The organism is Sphingomonas sp. NIBR02145, assembly GCF_027359115.1.
In the GTDB taxonomy this organism is placed as follows: Bacteria; Pseudomonadota; Alphaproteobacteria; order Sphingomonadales; family Sphingomonadaceae; genus Sphingomonas; species Sphingomonas kyeonggiensis_A.
Window position 1 is genome coordinate 1,518,349 of record NZ_CP114791.1, and the last position, 16,271, is coordinate 1,534,619.

Genomic DNA, 16,271 nt, shown 5'->3' on the forward strand with positions numbered 1-16,271 from the left:
GCGGCCAGCGTTGACGCCAGCGCCAGGCCGATCCGGACCGGACTCACGAGAGGCGTGCCATGCAGGAGATCCAACCAGGTGCAACCGTGCCGGTGGATGCGCCCGACACCGGGGGCTCGCCGTTGATTTCCAGGATATCGAAGCCCGCTTGGGTCATCTGCTCGGCCCATGCCTCCTCATCGTAGAGCGTGAACCAACGGCCGGTCTCGTCACACACGTCTCCGCGCCCGCGCTTGACCGAAGAGAAGAGCACGCCGCCGGGATTGAGCATTGCGCGAAGCCCTTCCAGCGCGGCGCCGATGCGAGACCGATCGATGTGCAGAAGGGAGGCCATTGCCCAGATACCATCGAAGCTTCCAAGCGCCGGCGGGGCGGCCAGGTCGCCCACGATCACCTCGCATCCGGACCTTTGACGGGCGAGCTCGGCCAATTCCGGTGAGAGATCCAGCCCGACTGCGGTCAGGCCTCTCGATCGAAACTGCGCCAAGTCCCGCCCGGCACCGCATCCGGCGTCCAGGACACGTGCCGCATGAGGCAGGAGCGCAACGAATGCATCGATCCGCTCCGACGTATCAATCCTTGCCGTTAGCTCGGCATAGTCCAGGGCGCTGGCAGCATAATAAAGCTGGGTGCTCCTGAGCCTCTCGCCCTCCCGGCCCCTCGCTTCGGACGATGCCTGCACAGCGGGGTGAAGAATTTCGGTCGACAGCATCTGGATCAGCAACCTCCGCCGTCAACATAGGCGGGGCCGCGCCACGACGCCAGTCGGCGACGCTACACGGCCATATCGCCGTTCGACATCGCCAGTCGCAATGCGTGCAATGGCGCATACGCGAACTCGCCGCCCAGCGACCAGCCCATCCGGTCGCAGAGGTCCAGGAGGCGGCGTTCCTCGACATGGGCAACCTGCGCCGAAGGGGCTGGTTTGAGGCAGAGCGGGACATAGCGGATTCCCGCGCCCGGGGGCAGACCATGGCCGAGCTCCGCCATGCGGCGGTCCACGTCCGAAGTCCTGCCAATCTTGAAGACGGCGTGGGTTTCGCGCGGCACGATGTGAGGCGCCAGTACCGCGGCGGGTCCATCGACGAGAAGTAGATACACCCAGCAAGGACCATCGACGGGTTGGACGGTTCGCGTCGAGAAGACCGGCGCCGGCCCGCGAGAGCTTTTCCGCTGCGCCACCCAGTCTCCGGCCGAGATTGCGCGACGGATTCGGGAGACTTCCACGGCGAGCGCGGCGCGGTCCTGAGTGAATTCCTCCCATACCAGGCGATCGATCGCACCGCCCGGACGCAGCCCAGCATTGCGGCCCGGCGGGGCCTCAGGATCATGTTTCGCGAAATTGCGCAGCCGCATCGCGACACCGGCCGGGTTGCGAAAGGACGCCAGCATGGTGCGCCCGTCCCGGCGTCCGGCGGCGCGCAGGATGTGCGAAAGCGCCTGGACTTCCGGATGCCCCTTCTCCGCCCTGGGCGTCAGGAGATACAGGTCCATCAGCAAGATCGTCTCGTCGCGCGTCCAATCGGGATTCCGCCCGACATGCCGCGAACCTGCCGCCATCTCACCAAGCTCGTCCATTCCGCTCCCGCCCATGCGACGCCACGCTGCCGGCAGAATGCGCCAGACGGGCGCAATCACCTAATGACCTGAGATTCCCGGTCGTGTAGCGTGATCGAAGGGTATTTTCGAAGCCGGGGACCAATTGACGATCTATCTGGACAACATGGCCGCAACGCCTGTCGATCCCCGGGTCGCAGACCATCACCGCGCGGCGATGACAGAAAATCCGGCTAACCCCAACAGCTCCGAACATGCCCTTGGCATCAAGTCTCAGGAAGCGATCGATCAGGCGGGAAGAACGCTTGTCAGGGCTGTTGGGGCCGAATCCGAGCATGTCCTGTTCACTCCGGGCGCCTCGGCGGCGCTGTGGATCGCTGTCGAAGACGCGATTGGGCGCGCTTCCGGGCGACTGGCGCGGGTCGTGGCGACCGAAGTCGAGCATCCGGCCCTGCTCGCAGCGCTGCGCCGAGCTGAAGCGGATGGCCGCCTGACCCTCTCGCTGATCGGCGTCGACGAAGACGGTGCGCCGCGACTGGAACTGGCGGAGAATGCCCTGAAGGACGGTGCCGACCTGCTTTGCACCATGGCGGCGAACAACGAGGTCGGTACCATCAGCGATATCGGCGGGCTTTCCGCCCTCGCCGTTCGATTTGGTGCCAGGCATCTGGTCGACGCCAGCCAAGCAGCGGGGCGAACCGACATGTCCGCGGCGCTTGGCGCAGACCTGATCGTGGTCAGTGGCGCCAAGGCCTATGGTCCCAGGCGCGCCGGGGTGCTGATCGGGAAGCTGAGCGGGCATGCGTCCCGCCTTGCGCACGATGTCTTCGGCACTCCCGATGCCCCAAGCGCGCTTGCGCTCGCGTTTGCCTTTTCCCTCCGCGCTACCGAAAGCCGAGCCGACGAGGCGCGTATCGCCACCATGCGAGATGCGCTACAATCGGTACTCATGGCGCATGTTCCTGGGCTCAGGGTCAACGGCGCGCTTGCGTCGCGCTTGCCCGGTAGCTTGCATGTGTCGACGCCGCATCTCCCCGGAGAAGCCGCAATCGGCCGTCTGTGGGGAAAAATAGCATTGTCCAGCGGTGCGGCGTGCCAGTCCGGAGTTCCTGGCCCATCCCATGTGCTTTCTGCTATGGCCATTCCGGACTGGGCCAGGGAAGGCGCCATTCGGATCGGCATCGGCCGTTTCAACACCGAGGATGAGATCGCGCAGGCCGGCGAGATGATCGCCGCAGCCCTGAATGCGGGCACGCCCTCACGGAGATACGCATGACACTTGCCGCGGTGCGGCCCCGCTTCAGCGGGCACGAGACATTTGCTTGCCGCTTTGCATGGCTGCCCAAGGCGGTCCGGCTCATCGCGCGCGACCCCAAGGCGTTGTCGGACGACGAGCGCGCCATTCTGGAGCTAGGGCTGGGCAAGAACATGGTTCGCGCCCTTCGCTTCTGGCTCGAAGCCTTCGACGTGGCGTCGGTCGAGGCGGGCACCTGGTCCCTGCTGCCCTTTGGCCAGTCCCTGTTCGGCCAGCATGGCCTTGATCCCTTCATCGAGCGCGTCGAGACGCAGTGGCTGTTGCACTGGCGGCTCAGCACGAAGGTGGAAACGCCGCTCTTCGCCTGGCGCCATATCCTGTATCGACGGATGCGCCCCGACTTCACGCGCTCGGAGCTGTTGGCGGAAATGCGGCTCGAAGGCGAGCGCCTGGGCTATGAACATTCCGATGTGACGCTGCTCCAGCACGCCGACGTCTTCATTCACAGCTATCTCGGATCGCAGAACCCGGCATCACCCGAAGACGCGCTGGATGGGCCGCTGGTCGACCTGGGCATACTGCGCCGGCTCGGCCGTCGTCGTGGCGGAACCGACCGGTTCGAACCTGTATTCGCCCTGGCCAGACTTCCCATCGATGAGATCGGCGGGGCGGTGATCGATTACGCGATCGCCAGCTATTGGAATGCGCGACGCGCCGGGGAAACGGTGGTGACGTTCCGGGATCTCGCTCATGGCGAGGGGTCGCCGGGCGCTACGCTGCGCATCGAGACCGATGATCTGCGCGACCATCTCGAACGATCGCCAGACCTGTGGTCGTACCGGCCATCTGGCGACGCCGGCACCATCACGGCCGTGTCCGAACTGGACGAGTCCCTATTACTGAAGAAGGTTTACGCGTGAGCAAGGCAGTAACCATCTCGAGCCTGCTCGGCGCGCCTGGCATGTTCTACCGGTCGGTCGCGCTGGAACGGGATGCAGGCGACGCCTCCGCGGGACGCTCCTTCGTCCTGACACCGTGGCTGGAACGCGGGGCTACCGAGATATTGTCCGGACTACAGGCCGGCGGCACGCGCCGCGCCTGGCGCATGATCGGCGATTTCGGCGTCGGCAAGTCCGCGCTGGCCCTGGCGATTGTGCAGGCGCTGGATCCGCGGATTGCGCATCCCGACATGCCGATGCGCAGCCTGGTTGATGCCGCCGGCGGCGCGCCGCGCATGTTCCCCCTGCTCGTCACCGGGTCACGCGACGGCCTGGCGGCCAGCCTGCATGCCGCGATTGCCGGGGCGATCGGAACCGAAGGGCTGATCGCACCGAAGCGCGCAACCGCGCTCGCCAAGAGCAAGGATCCGTTCAAGGCGATCGCCGGCCTGCGCGACGCGCTTCGCGAGACCGGCGCGTTCGATGGCCTGCTGCTGGTCGTCGACGAGATGGGCAAATTCCTCGAGGCTGCCGGCGAGGAGGAAGGCTTTGATGTCTTCCGGCTGCAGGCGCTAGCCGAAGAGGCTGCGCGCAGCGGCGATGCGCCCTTGGGCGTAATCCTGATCCTGCATAAGGGGTTTCAGTCCTATGCCGAGGACTGGCGAACCGCCCGCCGCAGCGAATGGGAGAAGGTGGCGGAGCGGTTCGAGGAAATGGTCTTCGACCATCCCCTGTCGCACACCGCGGCGCTCCTGTCGGCGGCGCTGAGCGTCAACCAGGCAAAGATTCCCGCAGGCGCCCGCAAGGCGAACGCCAGCGCACTTGAGCGCGTTCGCGCGCTTGGCTGGCTGGGCCCGCGCAGCGGCAAGGGAGATGGAGGATGCTGGCCCATCCATCCAGCTGCGATCCCCGTCATGGCGCGGTTTTTCGCCGGCTTCGGTCAGAATGAGCGCTCGCTCTTCGGGTTTGCCGCGAGCGAGGAGCCCAACGGCTTGCGCGCCTTTGCCGCAGAGACGGAGGCGGCTACCTGCCTTTACGGCATCCGGCATTTCTTCGACTATGTCGCCTCCTCGTTCGGCCACCGGCTCACCTCAAAGGCTGGCGCAGGTGAATGGTCCCGGATCCGTTCGGTGCTCGATCGAGCGACGGATGCCGATCTGGTCGAGACCGCCGTACTCAAGACGGTCGGGCTCCTGAATCTGCTCGACGCTCCGGATCTGTCCGCGAGTGTGGAAAGCGTCCAGGAGGCGTTGGCCCCCGACTTCACGACGGACGAGATCGACGGAGCCTTCGAGCGCCTCATCGGCGGCGGCCTGTTGTTCCGGCGCCCGGGTCGCGCAGAACTCCGGCTCTGGACCAGCCGCCGCGTCGACTTGTCGCAGATCTGGAATGACGCAGAACGCGAGATCGATGCTCGAGCCGTCATCGAGGAACTCCCGCGTCACCTTTGCAGCCTGCCGATCCGACCGCATGTCCTGGCACGCCGCCATTCCGTGATCACAGGCACGAACCGCCGATTTGCGGTTCGCTGCACCCATCCTTCGGCGCTCGCCGGCTATGCGGGCCACGGAAATGCCGATGGCGGGATCGTCGCGGTTTTTTGCGGCAATGCGCAGGACCTGGGAATCGCTCGCGCATGGTGCGCCGAGATGACGAGCCAGGACGAAACGGTGATCGCGATCGCGGTACCCCGCCAGGGCGATCTCGCGCATGCGATGGTGGACCTGTTGCGGCACCGCTGGGTCGTGGCAAATGCCTCGGCACTCCAGGAAGACGCCTATGCGACTGCCGAAATCGAGCGCAGCATCGGCGACCTGGAAGCGCGATTGATCTCTGCGATGGAATCGACGCTTGGTCTGGGCGGCCATGCACCTGCCTCGGAAATCGACGCCTTCTGGAAGGGCGAGCTGGCTTTCATCGATCGCCCGATCCACACATTCGCATCGGCGCTGTGCGACCAGATCTATAATCAGGCCCCGCTTGTCGAGAATGAGTTGATCAACAAGCAGGCGCTGACCTCGGCGGGTGCCGGTGCCCGGCAGCGGCTGATCGAGAAGATGTTCGCTGCCGCACATGATCCCGAACTGGGCTTCGCGCCTGGGAAGGCCCCGCCGGAGCGGGCACTATATCTATCGCTCCTGCGGCGCGGCGGGTTGCATCGTGAGCAAGATGGCGCCTGGGCGATCACACCGCCCGCGCCGGACCAGGACCCGTTGCGCGTGGCGCCGGCACTGGCGGCAATCGATTCCTGCCTGGCGGCGACCGGCGAACGCGTTGCGATACCGGACATCTATGCCGTTCTTGAGGCGAAACCCTTGGGCGTGCGGCCTGGCCTTGCACCGCTCCTGCTCGCGGTGACGCTCGTGGCGGCCGGTCACCGGGTCGCGCTGTTCGAGCGCGGCACCTATTGCCCGCGCATCGACGGGGCTGCCTTCATGCGCATCCTCAAATCGCCGGAGCACTTCACGCTTCAGCTGGTGTCGCTGCAGGGCATCCGCGCCGAAGTTTATCGGCAACTCGCGGAGCTGCTGGGACGGGGCGCCGAGCAACCGGGAATCCGGGCCGTGGTCGATCCACTCATCCGCTTCGGTGTCGACCTGCCCTTCCATGCGCAGAGCACCGCGTCGGTAAGCGCGGAGGCGCGCGCCGTCCGGCAGGTATTGTCGAGGGCTCGCAGCCCGGTCGATCTGGTGTTCGACGAGTTGCCAGCGGCCTGCGGCGTGGAGCCCTTCACCCACGACGCAGCGCCGGACGCGCAGCGCGTGAACAGCTTCGTGCGCACCCTCGATGCTGCGGTGACCGAGCTACGTAGCTGCTATCCCAAGCTTCTTGATCAAATGCGGGCGGAAGTGCTCGAGACGCTTGGCGCTCCCACCCGGGAAGCGCTCGGCGAGCGTGCCGCCGCCCTCTCTTTCCGGCTCACCGAGCAACATCTGCGGACCTTTGCCCTGCGTCTCGCCGATACCAAGCTGTCCGAAGAGAAGTGGATCGAGGCACTGGGCGGTGCGGTGCTGATGAAGCCGCCGGTCCGCTGGCTCGACCATGACGTGGCAACGTGGCGCTCGCGCCTTTCCGATATCGGTTCGCAATTCCTGCGCGTCGAGGCAACGGCGTTCGGAAAGACCGAGGCAAAGCGCAACGCGGTGCGGGTTTCCCTCACGCGGATCGACGGGCAGGAACGGGCCGTGATCGTCGACGTCGACGGTCTCACCGATCATCAGACCACGGTGCTCGGCGCAATCGAGCGCATGGCGGCGGAAGCAGACCTGAGCCTGGACCGGGTGGCTGCACTGTTGTCGCTGGAAAGCATGCACAAGGATAAGGACTTGACGTTGGGCAAGCAGGAAGCCGAACGGGATCACGGATGACCCGACACATTCTTAGCCTGTCTGGCGGCAAGGACAGCGCCGCCCTCGCGATCTATCTTCGCGATCGTGTGCCGGAGATGGAGTACATCTTCCACGACACGGGCAAGGAGCTCCCAGAGACCTACGACTATATGGCCCGGCTCGAGAGCATTCTCGATTGCCCGGTGACGCGCACGACCCCGGACGACCCGTTCGAACATTGGCTCGCGGTCTATGGTGACATGCTGCCGTCAAACCATCGCCGCTGGTGCACGAAGATGCTCAAGCTAAAGCCCTTCGAGACCTATATCGGCGACGACCCCACCATCAACTATGTGGGCCTGCGCGCCGACGAGAAGCGTACTGGCTATATCAGCACCAAGCCCAACATCACCGCGGTTTATCCGTTTCAGGAAGACGGCTTGGTACGTGCCGATGTCATCAGGATTCTAGAAGACAGCGGCCTCGGCCTACCTCCCTATATGGAATGGGGACGGTCCCGTTCGGGCTGCTATTTCTGCTTCTATCAGCAGAAGATCGAGTGGGTTCGCCTCAAGCGCAAGCACCCAGAGTACTTCGATCTCGCGAAGGAGTACGAGGTCCGCAGCGCCGCGGTCAGCGAGAGCTTTACTTGGTGCAGTGGGGAATCGCTCACCGAACTGGAGCAACCCGACCGCATGGAGCAAATCGAGAGCAATCACGAAGCCGCGATGGCACGCCGTTCTGCGCGACGGGAGAACCTCCCCCTTTCCGCTGTCCTTGGAGGAGCGGAGATTGAGGAGGAGGAACCGGAAGGCTGCCTTATCTGCAGTCTCTAGGAACCTTTCCCACTCCCTTCAGGTCTTAAGGGCAACCACGATGACATGGTTGGGCGACTCAGGAACCGGTGCCCCTCGGTGTGGCAGCAGCTCGACCCGTAAATAGCCATTGATCGCCTGCGCCGCTGGCGAACGACGCGTCACCATCATCATGAGCTGGTCCATTCGCTCAAGAAGTCCTCGCGCCTTGGCCCTTGTATCCGCGTGCCGGGCAGCATCGTCTGCAGTCCGCTGTAAGACTTCGCGAAGGTGCTCGAGGAACGCTCCCGTGAAAAATACCGGTTGCTTCGTAGCGTCCTTTCCACGCTGCGGCGACTGAAACGCAAAACCGCTCTTGAAGTCGAAGCCGGCGTCGAGCTCGATCAGGTTGCCGCCCTCTCTCACGAGCAACTTCCCCGCCAGGGGCTCAAACAATGCGGGCGCCTTGAGAAGGCCTACTCTCGCGAACGAGGACAAATACTCAGACTGAAGCGACAGGAAATGCTCTGCCTTCAATCTGCCCAGCCATATGCGCCTCTTCTGGCGGACGTCTTTCCTAAGCTCCTTGAGCAGAAGCGCTTGAGGATGTTTCATTCCCCAATCGACCTCGTAAAACCGCCCATTTATAATGACGATCTGGGGGTCCAGCATATGATGATGGTAGGTCGGGCGGAGCGTCCCCTGCAGCATCAATACGGACGTTGCAGCTGGCTCTCCTCCTTTGCGGCTCATAAGATCGCAGATAGGAGTCATCACCGCCGTAACCGTGCGGCCAACAAGCGAAGTGCTGGTTCGCTTCGGCAACGCGCCCTCTAGGAAAAGGTCGCCGGATACAGGCATGCTGTCGTCTGGCCCGCGATAACCGCGGTCCGTGGTCATACGCGTGGCATTATAGAGCTCAGCCATCGCGTTAGAGGGAGCTTCCACGAACTGGCTTGGAACTTCCTCAAAGGGATTGGGCCGATCCTTTGTCGGCGCGTGCTTCGTGAATGAGCACATTATGCGCTCGGCCACCGCGCCTGCCACCACCTCCTTGATGTAATCCTCGATCATCTGGCCTTCGGACTGGAGACTTAGCTCGAAAAGCCGGGCGAAGTCCGCGATGTCGAGATCGACAAGCCTCTGGCTGACCCAATCCTCAGCCTCGGCGATGACGGTCGGAAGGGACTTGCGCAGCGGCTCAAACAGAGCACTCGCCCGACAGGTCCTGAGAATCTCGGCTATAGCGAGCAGATCCTGCGGATCCTCCCGCTCCAGCGCTTGCTTCTGCACAAAACGGAAACGGGAGGCCGTTTGCGACGTCTTTCTACGAAAGTTCTGCGCGACCTGCTGCGTGCCGAGCGAGGAGATAAGGATAAACGCGGGAGGCACTGCGGTGATGTCGTTCTCAGTCTCTCGTCTGACATCTTCTAGATAGCGAGTGGCCCGCTCCCTCGCCCTGTCCAAGAGCGTTCGCGGCGTTTCGCCCGGGACAGGGTTTGGTGGAACATCCGCCGAAAGGAAAAGGTCGAGAAAGACGACGTTGGCCTTGGCCACCAAGCTGGGCTCCGGATCGGCGCCGAGCTTCATCACGCGGACTTTGGTTGCGGCCAAAAGCTTCTCGAGAGGCTTCAATTGCTGCAACTTGCTTATTCGGTCCTGGCTCACGTCGGAGAACAGGATTTCTAGGCTCAGGATGACCCCTTCGGTCATGGCATCGTGTGTCAAGACGCCGACACTGAGGTTCCAGAGATGCTCAACCAGCTCAGCTTTGGCGGCGAAGGTTTCCCAGTCGTCAAGGTCATCTTCGACGAATGCGCTCGCCGCCGTCAAAGCGGTCAAGCGCGGCGCGTCATCTTCCAGCGATTGGACAAAGCGATTGAAGGCGTCTTCGGAGATTTCCTCACCACGCGGGGGATCGTAGGCGTCGTCGACAATGGCAAGGAGCTCGACGCCACCCACCCTTGCGGCCTGCTCCAAATTATCGCTCATTTTCCCTTCCCGATCAGACCAAGCGAGAATCGACGCCACACCTTCTCGCCGGTTGGGCCGACCAAATCGAGAGTCCAATCGTGGTACTCGGCTAGTTCGCGAGCAATGTAGAGACCCAGACCATTGCCTTCACCGGCCGGCTTAGCCGTTACAAATGGCTTGAAGATCTCTTCCGCCTCCGCCGCTTCGACGCCTGGACCGTTGTCGGAAATTTGAATGGATCTACCGGCCTGATCGATCTCGATGTGAATGCGAGGCTTGAAATCAGGCTGAACTATAGCTTGCTGCTTAAGCCAGTAGAAGGAATTAGAAAGCAGATTTTCGATAATCTGAATAAGCATTCCGCGAACTGCCTTTATTCGCCACGGCTGCTTTGAAGCACTAGATATCGTAACGTTCACCTTGTGCCGCTTCGCCTGCGCATCCCGAGCATCCACGACCTGCTGCACTAGATCCTCGACATTGAAGGCTTCCTTCGTCTGCCTGCGAGAGGTGCTAAGCGGATCTAAGGTCTCAATTCGCTTCTGGAGGGTTCGCAACTGACTTTCGAGAGTTTGAAAGACAGCTGGCAGCTTACCAGCCAGTTGAGACTTATCCACGCCCTCAAGGGTACTGAGAGTGCTGCTGCTGCTTCGCCCGAGTTCATGCAGGATGAGCTCAACCATCAAACCTAGCCCTGCGAGGTGGACAAACTTCCTGCGCTCATCTTTGTAGTCGTCGATAATCGTGTCGACGTCGTCGATCTGCGACGCGAGCGCAGAAACCAACCGTTCAACCTCCTTGAGCGGTCCCGCCTGCTCAGGAGCATCCACTGCGATCTCGCGGATACGTCGTTGAATATCAGTCTTCGACTTAGAGACGCGAGCTTTCAAAACATCAACCGAGGTAAGGTCCTCTTGCTTAAGTTCGTCTTCGATGTTCTGGCTAAACGTTTTGAAATCCTCCAAGACCTTTTGAAGGATGCTGACGAGCGCCTCTTTGTACTCATTATCGACAAGACCCTCACGGTTCGTCTGCTCAACCAAGCGCCGATTGCGCCAAGTGAGATTCACCCGGCCGATGACTTGCTGCCGATTGAGCTTGTAGCCCTTTCGGCCGAATGCACGCTTGTCGAGCTGGAGCCAGTCGTCGTCTCCGCCCCCATACGGGTTGATGCGGAAGCCGTCTCGGAAAACCATGAGCCCCCCCGCCCACTGGCGAACCATCCCTTGGATATCCGACTTGGTGCCTAGTCCCTCCACTGCAGTCAGGAATAGGCGATTAAACCAAAGGAATTCTACTTTGAACGGCCCCAGCCGACGAAGTACCCGCGTCGATCTAGATTGAGTCACGGATACAAGTTTCACTTCCGGCAAGGTGACGACAAGCTTTTTGTGGGTATTGAGCCGGTAATCCATTTCCACAACGAGCTGCGCTTCCCGACTATCTAGATACTCGAACCGCGCAGAAACCTTCGCGTGAGCTAGATCGAACAGCCTTTGCGGGATCTGTGGAAGAGTAACTTGCTGATCGTTATAAGTTATCCTGAACAGTTTGTTGCCGCGCCTCCGATCGAATGGATCCACCATTCTCGAGAATTCCGCATTGAGCATTTCGCCAAACTTGGCGCGCGTCCAATCGCCCTTAAGCTGTGAAACCCGAATCGTAGTTCCTTGGACGCCCGGATCGTCCTTCCGCGGGCCCTGCTCGGGAGCGACCGCGATTTCTTCTAGGAGCGCGTCGGAATCATGGCTGAACCTGGTCCAGTCGATCGTAAGATCGTTCCACCGGGATTCGCCTGCCTTCGTGGTTCGGACGGACAAATGGTCGCCGAGCCGCATGACGGAAAGCCTGCCTACGCCTTTGTCACCCAAAAGCGTCCGGGAGGGATCATCGCCACCATCGTTCCAACTGCTTTTTTCTTCCCGCCGCGAACGGGTTCCGATCGTGAGGAATATGTCTTCGAGATCGCGAAGTGACATTCCTTCGCCGTCGTCGGAGACCTCAACGAAATTGAGCTCGCGATAGCCATCCACCAACATGCGACGAAAATCGCTCGCGTCCTTAGCACCAGTCAAACGGGTTAGAAGAGGTCGTGCAACGCCTGCCGGTGCATCCGAGACAATCCACTGCTCAATGTTCTGGCGAATCTCTGCCAGCGGCATATCGCCTTCGTCCAAGAGGTCGATAGCGTGCCTGAAGCGCGAATAGGGCAAAACCGACTGCACGCGTATGCGGACAACGGGAGATCGAGCGTCCACAGAATTTTTGGCAAGCTCGTAGAGAGCCACGGCGTCGGAGCCAATCAATTCGGCCCCTAATTCCAGCAACGTGCGCGCAGTAATCTTGAACGCCATTATGTCTGCACACCCCTCTTGTAACTTAAAACAGTCGCTAGCACCCTTGCTTGTCAAGTTCCTAGCCTGCCGAATAAATCATTTCGGTGGAGCTTGCCTGATCCGACCGTGCACAAGATGCGTTGATTCTGGCACCTGACACTCCTTCTGATTTCGCCCACCCCCGCGCCCACCCTCCCCGGCAGTGGATCGTCACCCGACAGGGCCGAGATCCAGCACAGCTGGAGCTCGGTCGGCGCACAGCGACGATAGAGCCGCGGTGCCCGCGCAGCGGGCAGCCGCCCCTCGCCTCCCGGCGCCCACCCTCGCCCCGCGCGACTTTGCAACGCAGCCCAACCATATCCCCGATCATACCATCGCATGACCCGCGCAGCTGAACAGACAGGCTCCGCGCCACCGGCACCCTCGATAGATTTCCGGCCATCGCTCCAACCAAGATGTCGAGGCAGTCATGGCGTATGTGACCATCAATCCGTTCACCGAAGATGTCGTCCGCACCTATTCCGAACATAGCGACGCGGAGATGGAGCAGGCCCTCGCCACTTCGTACGCGCTGTCGAAGTCGGCCTGGGCAAACGACCCGGTCGACACCCGCACCCCGATCCTCGCCAAGCTGGGCGATCTGCTCGCCGAGCGCGCCGACGACTTCGCCCAATTCTATACCTTTGCACATCGCCTGAAGGGTGTTGCCGAAGCCGACCCAGCCCTTTTTTCCAGCCCCGAGCCAGTTATCGGAGCTTCTTCATGCCGGATTCCCAGCCCCCACGCTCTCATAGGCGGCCTCTCCCCGCGCTACCGCGATCTCAGCGCCATGGATATTGGCGAGACCGCGCACCTGCCGAAAGCCGAGCCGAACAGCGAGACGGCTGCCCTGCCTGGCTCCAGCATGTAGCCCCAGCGACTGTGGTTGATCGGGGAAGATACCAAGCTTTCCGTCCTGCTTGATCATCTGGTAGACCTCGGAGCCATCATTGTCCGGGTCGGCCATGCCGACGCTTGAGCCCTTGTGCTGTTGGAGCAGGTTGGGAGCGCCCGCTATCAGCCGAAGAAGCCGTGCAGGTGCTAGCTCGGATCCCCGGTCAGGCAGACGCTAGCTGAGCTTCCTCCGTCTTCGTGCAATCGGATCGCCCTACCCCCCACCTCCGCGCCCTCCCCTACCCGGCAGCGGATCGTCACCCGCCAGGGCCGAGATCCAGCAAAGCTGGAGCTCGGTCGGCGCACAGCGCCGATAGAGCCGCGGTGCCCGCGCAGCGGGCAGCCGCCGCAGCCTCTCCCGCTACAACTCACCGCTCAATCGATCTGGCAACGCGCCCAACCGTATCCCCGATCCTGCCATCGCAGGACCGCAGCCAACGGGCCGCCAGCCATTCTCGACAAATTCCCCAGACAAGCTTTTATTCCTAAACCTCTGCATCTTAGCCTAATTCGGCTCGTTGAGGTCGTCCAAGGAGAGCATGATCATGGCGACCACCCCGCAGAACGAAGAACCCGGTTTCGAGAACGACCAGAACGAGCTTCCGGAGGATCAGGGCAGCACGTCCGAGACGACCCTCGAAGATGGCCCCGAGGAAGAGAACACGGCCGATCTCGAGGATGTGCAGGAGGACGCCGCCGAGGAGCGCAAGGAAGGCGGCTACCAATAAGATGAGACTGTCCCGCCACGTCATATCCGTGGTGGGACAGACCTATCATGGAAAGCAGAAGCTGGGCCATGAACGAAGTTTCTGCTTAGAAAGCCCTCGATCGTCGAAGCCTTCGCTGCGCCAGCAATCCGCCGAAAAACTCCGCCGTCCAGCTACATTCTCAGCTAGACGGCGGGGTGCGCCTCAAGCCCGTCGTCCGACCGCGTCGGGACCTTCTTCCAGGCCCAGATCAGCAGCGCCGCTGCTACAGCCCCCGCCGCCAGCGACATGGGAGCGGCGGGAAGGCCCACCAGAAGGGTGACCCACTGGTCCCATATGCTAATGGTCCCGATCGTCTCGAAGGCGATCATCTGGGCGGCCGTAGCGGCAGCCGCAAAGACAAACCCGAAACGGGCCGCGCGGGATCGGGAGGCCAGCGATAGCGCGATGATCAGCGTGATCGCCTCGGCGAGCTGGAACGCCAATCGGAAGCCTGCGAAACCGGCCCAACCGCCATGGGGGAAGCCAGGGACCGCCGGAAACAGGCGCCCAATGATAGGCGGCAGAACAAGCAGTGCTGTCGCCAGCATCGCCGATGCATGGGCCTCGACGCGCCGACGATGGAGGAAGGCGTAGACGACCAGTATCACGACCGAGGGCCCGGCGATCATGTCGGCGATGACGAGGCGTGAACCATAGGCCGAATGAAACGGGTCGGCCCTGGTGCTCCAGAGAACCGCCATGCCTTGCAGTGCGAGCGGCCCCGCCGCGGCGAAGAGCGGCAGGACGATAAATGTCGCCAGACCCGAAGCGCGGTGCCACGCAAATTTTCGGGCGGTGATCGCCCAGCTCTGCATAGTCAGCAGAATCAGCCACGCAGTGGCGGTGATCCCATGCGCGTGCAGAGCAAAGGGTGCCCTGGACAACTGGCCCCAATAGCCCGGCCAAAAGGCGATGGCGATCAATGGGAACAGACCCAACAACCACCACTGCGCATTCCGATATGGCATTTGCACCCCCCAAGGCATGCTAACCAATGCATCTCTGCATGCAAGTGCGCCCTTCCCCCTCCACTCCCGCGCCCTTCCCCTCCCGGCAGCGGATCGTCACCCAGCAGGGCCGAGATCCAGCGCAGCTGGAGCTCGGGCGGCGCCCCGGCGCCGCTAGAGCCGCGGTGCCCGCGCAGCGGGCAGCTGCCCTTGCCCTACAAAGCCAGAAAGACCTCCCGTCCCACAAGCTTTCGGCGGATAGCCCCTGCCGTTGAGCGTCACAGCCGTGACGCGAACGCGAAGCCGCCGTGCCCGGTGAGCAGGACCGCTGTGACAGCAAGCCCCTCTTAATCACAGCTCGTACGTATCAAGCCCCATGGCTGTGCCAATCGGATACCACACATTCTGCCAGCGGACCCTTGCGAGATCCGTCCCAGCAAATGCCGTCTCGTCATTTCCTTTTCGCAAAAGCTTGCCCCCCGCCAGAAACTTGAACTTCTGATCGCCGACAAGGTGATCGCTCACCTCACCGGGCAGCACCGATCGGAGCGGAAGAACGTAGCCGGGATCGTCCCCGACCAGGAAAAACTCGTCGAACAAGTGCGCGTAGCTCTCCATGTGATCCCCCAGCTCGGCGGCATAGAGGTCATGCGCCACGACATTGATCCGCACCTCGCCCCTGTCGTGCTCGGTCGTCTGCCCGTCCAATGGCTTGATATTGTATTCCTCCTCCGTCGGGACAAACACAAAGGCGGTGATGAAGGATTTCTCGTGCAGCCAACCCACAGCATGGGCGATGAACCCTTCCAGGCTTGGGATCCGCAGATTCTTTTCAGGATGGATCTCCTGATAAAATTCCCTTGCCTTCACCATCTGGCGGATCAGAAACTGGTAGTCGATGTACAGCACGCGATACCTGGCCGGCGCACGTTGCATGCGCTCCCTGTACATCTCCCGCACCTCCCGGACGCACGCAGCGGCATCGCGATTGATCTCCCGTCCGGTAAACCGGATCACCGAATAGCCGGCTCGCGTGAGATACCGCTGCCGGATTGCGTCTTTCTCGAGTTGCTCCTTGGTCGAATGATATTCGTGACCATCGAGCTCGATGATCAACCGGGCATCCTTCAGGATGAAATCGACGCGATATCGCGCGTGCTTCTCGGCGTCGCCGAACCAATGCTCACTCTCGATCAGGTCAGCCAGGTCGTCGAGCTCAGCTGAAAACTGCTTTTCGATCCAGGATTGTCCCCGGTCCCGGTACCAGGCCGGAGGCGATTTTGGTTGTCCTGGATGTCGCATGGATAGCCTGAAGATGATTGGCCAAGCGGGCCGAGTCCATAGAAAGGAATGAGGCGATATCGCGTAGGTTACCGCGCCGATTCCAACCACGCCGGGACAATTATCGTTTTCCCAACCTGCCGAAATCAGCTTTGCTCAGCCCACGGGCTGCTTCACC

Annotated in this window: 12 protein-coding genes; 6 read left to right on the forward strand and 6 right to left on the reverse strand. The window is 62.0% G+C overall.

The window, feature by feature from the left end:
- Positions 1 to 43: 43 nt before the first annotated feature.
- Both O3305_RS06720 and O3305_RS06725 read right to left on the reverse strand, forming a co-directional pair.
- A complete protein-coding gene (locus O3305_RS06720; RefSeq protein WP_269575698.1) occupies positions 44 to 724 on the reverse strand; it encodes a class I SAM-dependent methyltransferase in 681 nt (226 codons plus the stop codon).
- A 50-nt stretch (positions 725 to 774) separates the two neighbouring features.
- A complete protein-coding gene (locus O3305_RS06725; protein ID WP_269575699.1) occupies positions 775 to 1,578 on the reverse strand; it encodes a GIY-YIG nuclease family protein in 804 nt (267 codons plus the stop codon).
- 124 nt (positions 1,579 to 1,702) lie between these two features.
- Between O3305_RS06725 and O3305_RS06730 the strand changes: the two genes are divergently transcribed.
- From O3305_RS06730 to O3305_RS06745, 4 genes are read left to right on the forward strand one after another with little or no spacing between them, the layout of a single operon-like run.
- Positions 1,703 to 2,833 (forward strand): cysteine desulfurase family protein, encoded by a 1,131-nt coding sequence (locus O3305_RS06730; RefSeq protein ID WP_269575700.1) that lies wholly within the window; start codon positions 1,703 to 1,705, stop codon positions 2,831 to 2,833.
- Entirely contained in the window at positions 2,830 to 3,732 is a 903-nt protein-coding gene (locus O3305_RS06735; RefSeq protein ID WP_269575701.1) for a DUF4007 family protein, read from the forward strand. Before O3305_RS06730 ends, O3305_RS06735 begins: the two co-directional genes overlap by 4 nt.
- Complete coding sequence (locus tag O3305_RS06740) at positions 3,729 to 7,118, forward strand: hypothetical protein (protein WP_269575702.1); 3,390 nt, start codon at positions 3,729 to 3,731, stop codon at positions 7,116 to 7,118. Before O3305_RS06735 ends, O3305_RS06740 begins: the two co-directional genes overlap by 4 nt.
- Positions 7,115 to 7,915 (forward strand): phosphoadenosine phosphosulfate reductase family protein, encoded by an 801-nt coding sequence (locus tag O3305_RS06745; protein WP_269575703.1) that lies wholly within the window; start codon positions 7,115 to 7,117, stop codon positions 7,913 to 7,915. Before O3305_RS06740 ends, O3305_RS06745 begins: the two co-directional genes overlap by 4 nt.
- Before the next feature lie 18 nt (positions 7,916 to 7,933).
- On the opposite strand, the gene O3305_RS06750 is transcribed toward O3305_RS06745, so the two are convergent.
- A complete protein-coding gene (locus tag O3305_RS06750) occupies positions 7,934 to 9,865 on the reverse strand; it encodes a hypothetical protein (RefSeq protein ID WP_269575704.1) in 1,932 nt (643 codons plus the stop codon).
- The gene (locus O3305_RS06755) at positions 9,862 to 12,201 is read right to left on the reverse strand and encodes a sensor histidine kinase (protein ID WP_269575705.1); all 2,340 of its coding nucleotides are present in this window, start codon (positions 12,199 to 12,201) and stop codon (positions 9,862 to 9,864) included. Before O3305_RS06755 ends, O3305_RS06750 begins: the two co-directional genes overlap by 4 nt.
- A gap of 451 nt (positions 12,202 to 12,652) precedes the next feature.
- Between O3305_RS06755 and O3305_RS06760 the strand changes: the two genes are divergently transcribed.
- A complete protein-coding gene (locus tag O3305_RS06760) occupies positions 12,653 to 13,093 on the forward strand; it encodes an aldehyde dehydrogenase family protein (protein ID WP_269575706.1) in 441 nt (146 codons plus the stop codon).
- Positions 13,094 to 13,661: 568 nt separating this feature from the next.
- On the forward strand, positions 13,662 to 13,844 hold the full coding sequence (locus O3305_RS06765) for a hypothetical protein (RefSeq protein WP_269575707.1): 183 nt from the start codon (positions 13,662 to 13,664) through the stop codon (positions 13,842 to 13,844).
- 164 nt (positions 13,845 to 14,008) lie between these two features.
- Here the strand turns inward: O3305_RS06765 and O3305_RS06770 are convergent, their stop codons facing one another.
- Positions 14,009 to 14,788: a hypothetical protein gene (locus O3305_RS06770; protein WP_269575708.1), complete on the reverse strand. Its 780-nt coding sequence runs from the start codon at positions 14,786 to 14,788 to the stop codon at positions 14,009 to 14,011.
- Between the two features lie 375 nt (positions 14,789 to 15,163).
- Positions 15,164 to 16,114 carry an endonuclease domain-containing protein gene (locus tag O3305_RS06775; RefSeq protein WP_269575709.1) on the reverse strand — a complete coding sequence of 317 codons (951 nt, stop codon included), beginning with the start codon at positions 16,112 to 16,114 and terminating at the stop codon, positions 15,164 to 15,166.
- Positions 16,115 to 16,271: the final 157 nt, after the last annotated feature.